Annotated in this window: 9 protein-coding genes; 3 read left to right on the forward strand and 6 right to left on the reverse strand. The window is 41.4% G+C overall.

Annotated features, from left to right (window positions below; genetic code table 11):
• Both QZR76_RS13880 and QZR76_RS13885 read left to right on the forward strand, forming a co-directional pair.
• Positions 1–1,248 (forward strand): putative DNA modification/repair radical SAM protein (locus QZR76_RS13880; RefSeq protein WP_294143399.1); only part of this gene is annotated, 1,248 nt, incomplete at its 5' end.
• Between the two features lie 2 nt (positions 1,249–1,250).
• Positions 1,251–2,018, forward strand: coding sequence for a TIGR03915 family putative DNA repair protein (locus QZR76_RS13885; protein WP_294143400.1), 768 nt, complete (start codon positions 1,251–1,253; stop codon positions 2,016–2,018).
• A gap of 168 nt (positions 2,019–2,186) precedes the next feature.
• Here the strand turns inward: QZR76_RS13885 and QZR76_RS13890 are convergent, their stop codons facing one another.
• Positions 2,187–2,741: a GNAT family protein gene (locus QZR76_RS13890; RefSeq protein ID WP_294143401.1), complete on the reverse strand. Its 555-nt coding sequence runs from the start codon at positions 2,739–2,741 to the stop codon at positions 2,187–2,189.
• Positions 2,738–3,262, reverse strand: coding sequence for an N-acetyltransferase (locus QZR76_RS13895; RefSeq protein WP_294143402.1), 525 nt, complete (start codon positions 3,260–3,262; stop codon positions 2,738–2,740). Before QZR76_RS13895 ends, QZR76_RS13890 begins: the two co-directional genes overlap by 4 nt.
• Positions 3,263–3,499: 237 nt before the next feature.
• Between QZR76_RS13895 and QZR76_RS13900 the strand changes: the two genes are divergently transcribed.
• Entirely contained in the window at positions 3,500–3,760 is a 261-nt protein-coding gene (locus QZR76_RS13900) for a hypothetical protein (protein WP_294143403.1), read from the forward strand.
• 21 nt (positions 3,761–3,781) lie between these two features.
• On the opposite strand, the gene uvrA is transcribed toward QZR76_RS13900, so the two are convergent.
• From uvrA to rpmB, 4 genes are all read right to left on the reverse strand, one after another.
• The gene (uvrA, locus tag QZR76_RS13905; RefSeq protein ID WP_294143404.1) at positions 3,782–6,619 is read right to left on the reverse strand and encodes an excinuclease ABC subunit UvrA; all 2,838 of its coding nucleotides are present in this window, start codon (positions 6,617–6,619) and stop codon (positions 3,782–3,784) included.
• 689 nt (positions 6,620–7,308) lie between these two features.
• On the reverse strand, positions 7,309–7,461 hold the full coding sequence (locus QZR76_RS13910; protein WP_082027486.1) for a DUF4295 domain-containing protein: 153 nt from the start codon (positions 7,459–7,461) through the stop codon (positions 7,309–7,311).
• A gap of 6 nt (positions 7,462–7,467) precedes the next feature.
• Positions 7,468–7,656, reverse strand: a complete 189-nt coding sequence (gene rpmG, locus QZR76_RS13915) for a 50S ribosomal protein L33 (RefSeq protein WP_041503811.1) — start codon at positions 7,654–7,656, stop codon at positions 7,468–7,470.
• 11 nt (positions 7,657–7,667) lie between these two features.
• On the reverse strand, positions 7,668–7,910 hold the full coding sequence (gene rpmB / locus QZR76_RS13920) for a 50S ribosomal protein L28 (protein WP_041503812.1): 243 nt from the start codon (positions 7,908–7,910) through the stop codon (positions 7,668–7,670).
• Between the last annotated feature and the right edge of the window lie 42 nt (positions 7,911–7,952).

Consider the following 7,952-nt stretch of genomic DNA (forward strand, 5'->3'; position numbering starts at 1 on the left):
GTTCTCGAAAAACTAAAAATACTGGCAGAATCTGCCAAATACGATGTATCCTGCGCATCCAGCGGTACCTCCCGCTCGCACAAAAAAGGAGAGATCGGAAGTGCCGAAGGTTGGGGGATATGTCATAGTTTCGCGGAAGACGGACGCTGTATCTCTCTATTGAAGATCATGCTGACGAATAATTGCATGTACGACTGTGCTTATTGCATCAATCGTCGCAGCAACGATCTGAAAAGGGCCACTTTTTCCGTCACGGAGCTTGTGAATCTAACGATAGAATTTTACCGGAGAAACTATATTGAAGGACTTTTTCTTAGTTCGGGAGTCGTCCGTAATCCCGATTACACGATGGAACGTCTGGTGAGAGTAGTCAAGGATCTGAGACAAAAATACCGATTCAACGGGTATATTCATCTGAAAAGTATCCCGGGTGCCAGTCGAGAACTGGTAAACGAAGCCGGTCTCTATGCCGATAGGTTAAGTGTAAATATCGAGATCCCGAAAGAAGAGAGTCTGAAGATTATAGCCCCGGAAAAAGATTTTCAAAGTGTCTTCACTCCCATGCGCTATATCCAGCAGGGAGTACTCCAGCACGCGGAAGAACGAAAAAAATTTCGCCATGCGCCGCGTTTTGCCCCGGCCGGACAGAGTACGCAAATGATTATCGGGGCAACAGACGACAGCGACAAAGATATCCTCTATCTCTCTTCCGCCTTGTACAAACGTCCCACGATGAAAAGAGTGTATTATTCGGGATATGTCCCCGTAAACAGTTACGATAATCGTCTCCCCATGTTAAAACAGCCTCCATTGGTACGGGAGAATCGTCTGTATCAAGCCGACTGGCTGCTTCGTTTCTACCACTTCTCCGTTAACGAGATCGTCAACGATGCCTATCCTGACCTGGATCTGGAAGTTGATCCCAAACTATCGTGGGCTTTACGTCATCCGGAAGTATTCCCTATCGACATCAACCGGGCCGACTATGAAATGTTACTCCGGGTTCCCGGCTTAGGAGTCAAATCGGCTCAAATGATTGTTGCGGCACGACGCCACTCCCGGTTGGGAGCCACTCACCTGAAACAAATCGGAGTCGTGATGAAAAAAGCTCAATATTTCATTACCTGCCATGAATTGCCGACACAAACCATCCATGAAATACAACCGGAAACCGTACGACGTATTTTAACCCGGCCGTCCAACCGTAAAATAGACGATCGCCAATTAGTGATCCCTTTTCAATATTAGAAATGGTTATTTATATATACGATAAAACATTCGAAGGCCTTCTTACCGCCGTATTCGACGCTTACAGCAGACGTTCGTTCCCCGACATGCTAAAAGGAGAAGGTGAGCCCCTACCCTTGTTTTACGACGAGACCTATACCGTCGTTACCGATGAAAAAAGAAGCAATCGGGTATGGAATGCCCTTCAAAAGAAACTCTCCGCTCCCGCCCTATCGGCCTTGGCCATGAATTGGTTGTCCGAACTACCGGAAATCGACCTTTTACTATTCCGCTATATACACAAGGCTATCGATGCACCCACTTCCATCGAATTAAATTTCAGCGATCCGGATGTATTGGAAATAACCAAAAATGCCAAAAAAGTAAACAATGAACGCCTTCGAGTCGTTCAATTCTTACGATTTCAAAAAGCCGCAGACGGCACTTTCTTTGCAGCCTTAAAACCGCTCTATAACGTACTCTCATTAACCTTAAAACACCTTCAAGACCGTTTTTCCGATCAAAAATGGCTGATCTACGATCTGAAAAGAGAGTACGGCTACTACTACGACTTGACTACCGTTACCGAAGTGCGTTTCGATACCAAAGAAAACCATCTGCTTACCGGCATCCTGGATGAAAACCTGATGGACCGGGACGAAAAACTATTCCAACGCCTTTGGAAAGAGTACTTTAAATCGATCACTATCAAAGAACGCTTGAATCCGAAACTTCATCGCCAGAATCTACCCGCCCGTTTCTGGAAATACCTCACGGAAAAACAACCTTAAAATCACCTTCTCCATTCGATTTTAGGATTCAGATCTGACAATTGAGAAATTAGAATAACCCACGGGGACGGGTGCAATGTGCTATTAATTGTAAATTTTAGATTGACGATTGTAGAGTAAAAATTCTGTGATTAAGGGACTTAGTGATTATAAAATTACTTTCAGACTTTATAGACTACTTTCCGAATCATCCCCCTTCCCTTTTGATTGTGCCTCCGACGACTTAAGAATTTCGTAATAACACATATCCACCCATCGGTCATTTTTCCGAACCGCTTTATGCATAATTCCCACCAACCGAAAACCACATTTTTCCAGAACTTTTCGGGAAGCCGGATTAGATTCAAAAACAGAAGCGTATAATCGAACCAATTCCGTCGTGGCAAATACATACTCCACAACCTCGGACACCACCTTGCTCATAATTCCGCATCCCCAATAAGGTTCTCCTAACCAATATCCGATTTCCGCACTGTATCGCTCCACATCGACCTGCGGAATAAAACCTATACCCCCAACTGCTTTCCCGTCAACAATGATAGCAAAATCCTGAACACAATCTTTCGTCAAGGTATTTGCTATATACACCCGCGCATCCTCCTCCGTGTAAGGAGAAGGGAAACCATCCCGCAAATTATTCCATACATGTATATTATTGGCATATTCGGCCAGCGACCGGCAATCGGATAAGCTCCATGGCCTCAATTCATACCTTTTATTCATTCCCAACTCAATTTACCATCCACATGTTCCAAACTCCCCGGAATCAACTCACAGGCCAATACATATTCCAAAGGAATCTCCTCCGCACAACCGATCCCGTAATTCGCCACGGATTTAAAACCAAATCGACCATAATAAACAGGATCTCCCGTCAAAAATACAGCCTTATGTCCTTTTTCCTTCGCGGAACGGAGTGCCTCTTTAACCAAATCTGCTCCCACACCCCGGTTACGATACTCTAAAACGACAGCAAGCGGAGCCAACAAAAGAGCATCAAAAAACCCCTCCTTCATCATAACCCGACAACGGGTCAACATAATATGCCCCACCAATCGATCGCTCTCTTCCGCCACAAAAGCCAACTCCGGGATATAATGATCTCCCGCCCGCAAACGGTCGACAAAATCCTGCTCGTCCCCGTCGGAAACCTTTGCCGTTTTAAAAGCTTCTTCTACCAAATCATAAATCTTTGCAAAGTCTTTCTCTTCTTCCTGTCTGATTCTTACCATCGTATTTTTCATATAGATTCTTATTACTGGAAACACTTTTGTATCCGGAACATACAAATATGCAAAATTCCCATTGAATCACAAATATATAAGACTTTTCGAATTTTACTTTTACCGAAAGACAAATTATCCCTCCTAAAAATAAATAACCGAAACGAAACGTTTAAGGATTCAAAGGCGTATATCTCACTGAATCGACGCCCAAAAGCCGATTGATAAAAAATTACAGACCGTTCAAACAAAAAAGTCATGCTTAAAATAGAAAAAGCCGAGGTAGTAAAGGAATTCGAATATACGGTAGAAGACCTTACCCATAAAATCAAAGCCAAGATTTTAAAACGAGATGAAAACCATTACGGTGTTATACTAAGTCACTGGTACAAAAAATACGGAGATTACGACTACACCCAACCCGGATGGGGAACGGATTCACTTGAAAAAGCCGAAGATGAATTAAACAATTACATGAAAGATTTTACCCTCGACTTAATCGCAAATCCAAAATATTAAATAAAGACCGCTAAGCGGTTTTTATTTAATATTTAACTCTTCCCTCAGGAAAGGTGCCGTTTCTGAATTCCGGCACAAAGCCACTTCTTCCGGAGTTCCGGTAATCACAACTTCGCCCCCGCTTTTCCCTCCCCCGGGACCCATATCAATCAAATGGTCGGCAACCTTTATAACATCGAGATTATGTTCGATGACAATCACGGTATTTCCTTTATCTACCAATTTTTGCAATACTCCCAACAAAATATTTACATCCTCAAAATGTAAACCGGTTGTCGGTTCATCCAATATATACAATGTATTCCCCGTCTCTTTTTTGGACAACTCGGTCGCCAGTTTTATCCGCTGTGATTCACCACCGCTTAAAGTGGTACAAGGCTGTCCGATCTGAACATATCCCAAACCAACATCCTGCAATACTTTTAACTTCGCCTGTAAATAGGGCAAATTCTCAAAAAATTCTACGGCCATATTAATGGTCATATTCAACACATCCCCGATAGATTTTCCTTTATAACGAACCTCTAAGGTCTCCTTATTATACCGTTTTCCATCACACTCATCACAATGCACGTAAACATCCGGTAAAAAATTCATCTCTATCGTTTTCACTCCGGCACCCTTACAAGCTTCACAGCGCCCGCCGCTCACGTTAAAAGAAAAACGGCCGGCTGTATATCCCCGAATTTGAGATTCCGGTAATTTTTCGAATATCTTTCGGATATCGGTAAAAATACCCGTGTAGGTTGCCGGATTAGAACGGGGGCTTTTTCCCAGCGGACTCTGATCCACTACCACTACTTTATCTATATTCTCTATTCCATCAATAGTGCGATAAGGCAAAGGTTCCGCTAAAGAACGATAAAAATAAGCACTCAATATAGGATGAAGCGTTCCGTTCACCAAAGAGGATTTTCCACTACCGCTTACCCCGGTAATACAAATTAATTTCCCTAAAGGAAAATCAATATCCACATTCTTTAAATTATTCCCCGTACATCCTTTCAAGCTGATCTTTTTCCCATTTCCCTGCCGACGTTCAGATGGCACGGTAATCTCCCGAATACCGTTCAGGTATTGAGCCGTCAGGCTATCACTTCTCTTAATATCATCGAATGTACCTATCGCCATAACCTCTCCGCCTTTTCTTCCTGCCTTAGGCCCCAAATCCACAATATAATCGGCGTTTTCCATCATCTCCTTATCGTGTTCTACCACGATAACCGAATTCCCGGCATCCCGCAGCTCCTGCAAAGAACGAATTAATTTCCGATTATCCTTCTGGTGCAACCCGATACTGGGCTCATCCAATATATAAAGTACATTCACCAACTGAGACCCGATCTGCGTGGCCAACCGGATACGCTGAGACTCTCCTCCGGAAAGAGTCATAGACTGGCGGTTTAAAGAGAGATATTCCAAACCGACATCTAACATAAACTTCAAACGAGTCCGTATCTCCTTCAATATCTCCCCGGCAATCTGTTTCTGTTTTGCCTCCAAATGTTGCTCAACATTACATACCCAATCGTACAAATCATCCAACTCCATGTTGGCCAACTCGGATATATTCTTCCCCCCGATATAAAAATGCAAGGCCTCCTGATTCAAACGCTGACCGTTACAAACATCACAAGTCGTCACCGAAATAAATTGCTCCGCCCATTTATTTGCTTTTTTAGAGGTCGTGTTTTCCTCCTGTATCGTGATATACTTCAAAATACCCTCGTAGGTAGTTAAAAAATTGGAAGAGACTCCGATTTCCGTATTTTCTAACCGGAATTGTCCCGGATAACCATACAAAATATCAGTTAATGCCTCCTCAGGAAGCTCACGAATCGGTTGTTTTATATCCGCACCGTGTTTTTTTAAAATCGTATCGATCTGATAAAAGATCAAAGATCCTTTATATTTTCCTAACGGTAATATACCTCCGGCATAAACAGACAACGAATCATCCGGTATAATCTTCTCTATAGCAACCGAATTAATATACCCTAAACCTTTACACTTTTTACAGGCACCATGAGGAGAATTGAAAGAAAACGAATGAGGAGCCGGATCTTTATAAGAAATTCCGGTATCAGGACACATCAAATGACGACTATAATATTTTAAATCATCATTTTCATTATCCTTCACCGTCATGATCCCTTTCCCATTTTTCATTGCCGTCGCAACGGAAGCTTTCAGACGTTTTAAATCGACATCCTGCATAACAATTTTATCGACAACAATCTCGATATCATGGATCTTATAACGGTCCACACTCATCCCCGGAAGGATCTCCATAATCTTCCCGTCCACCCGGGCAGAAATGAATCCCTTCTTTCTTAAATTCTCGAACAATTCTTTATAATGTCCTTTACGCCCCTTCACCACCGGAGCTAATAAAAGAATTCTTCTACCGGCAAAATCCTGCTGCAGCAATTCCAGAATCTGCTCATCCGTATATTTTACCATTTTACTACCGGTAGCATAGGAGTGAGCAACTCCAGCCCGGGCAAACAACAACCGGAAGAAGTCGTATATTTCAGTAGTCGTTCCCACCGTAGAACGGGGATTCTTGTTGGTTGTCTTTTGTTCAATAGAAATAACCGGACTCAATCCCGTTATCTTATCCACATCGGGACGCTCCATTCCTCCCAAAAAACGACGTGCATAGGCAGAGAACGTTTCCAGGTAACGTCGTTGCCCCTCCGCGTATATCGTGTCGAAAGCCAGAGAAGACTTACCGCTCCCACTCAAACCTGTCACTACCGTCAATTTATCACGGGGAATTACCACATCTATATTCTTCAAATTATGTTCCCGCGCACCATATATAACTATATTCTCGCCTTCTTCTTTATATCCCATACTTACTCTCCAATATAAATAACTTACAAAAATACAGGAAACAATTGAAAAAGGAAAAGAATAAGTGATAATTGACAATTGTAAATCGTAGATTGTAAATTTTAAATGAATCACCCAATCACAGAGTCTTTTAGTCGCTTAATCATAAATAAATGGAAGATTTTTATTTTATCGGAAGTAAAAAATGGGAGGGATTTTCCGTTTCCTCTCGAAATGAAATATAATGGGACTGACGAAAAGATGTTGTATGTGTGTGTGCGTGCGTCTGTGTGTGTGGTGTGTGTGCGTGGTGTCCCGTGGTATATATTTCAATATTTTCAAGAACTCAATCGGAAAATCAGCTTAAACCTCCGTCAAAGCTATCCCCTCTCTTATGCTAGATGATTCAATCTAATAACAGCTAAAAATAAATCATAAGTCTTATATCATCATCTAATATACTGTCTTTAACGGAAGCGAAGCAATAAGGTTACAGTTTCAAGAAAAAAATGAAGAAAAAACGCTCTTTTTTTTCGTACATATCAATAACTATCTGATTATAAACACAAAATACTTTTTGTTAAAATACCATTTTTGTACTTTACTACTGACTTCACAACTATTCTATAAAAGCACAGGCAAAATGTTCCATCAACAAAAAAAAGAGCATCCGAAAACGAATGCTCTTTTTATATACTAATCACAAAGATTTATTTCTTTAAAAAATCTTTTACTTGTTCATTAGGAACCATTTGTTCTTTGAACGTGTATGCACCGGTTTTGGGAGACTTTACCATTTTGATAACTTTTGCAAATCCCCGACCATCTCCTGTCTTTAATGTTGCAACAACCTTCTTTGCCATAGTTTATTATTTTATTTCTCTGTGTAAAGTTACTCTTTTCAAATAAGGATTGTACTTACGTAATTCCAATCTCTCGGTGGTGTTTTTTCTATTCTTGGTAGTGATATAACGAGACATTCCCGGAACTCCGGATTCTTTCTGCTCGGTACACTCCAGAATCACCTGTATTCTGTTACCTTTGCTTTTCTTTGCCATTTCTTTTAATTTTATACGTTTTTAATTAAACCATTGGCAGTAGCCTCTCTCAAACAATGGCTCAAGCCTTTCTTGTTGATCAGGCGCAATCCGGCAGCAGACACATTTAAACGTATCCATCTATCCTCTTCCGGCCAATAAAAATTTCTCTGAAACAAGTTGATCGCGAATGTTCTCTTAACTCTTCTCTTAGAGTGAGATACATGGTTACCAACCATCGCCTTTTTTCCGGTTATTTGACAAATTCTTGACATCTCTCAATATTTTTATAAACGCTTTCCAAACAGGATGCAAAT

This window comes from uncultured Sanguibacteroides sp. (genome assembly GCF_900543425.1).
Lineage (GTDB): Bacteria > Bacteroidota > Bacteroidia > Bacteroidales > Marinifilaceae > Gabonibacter.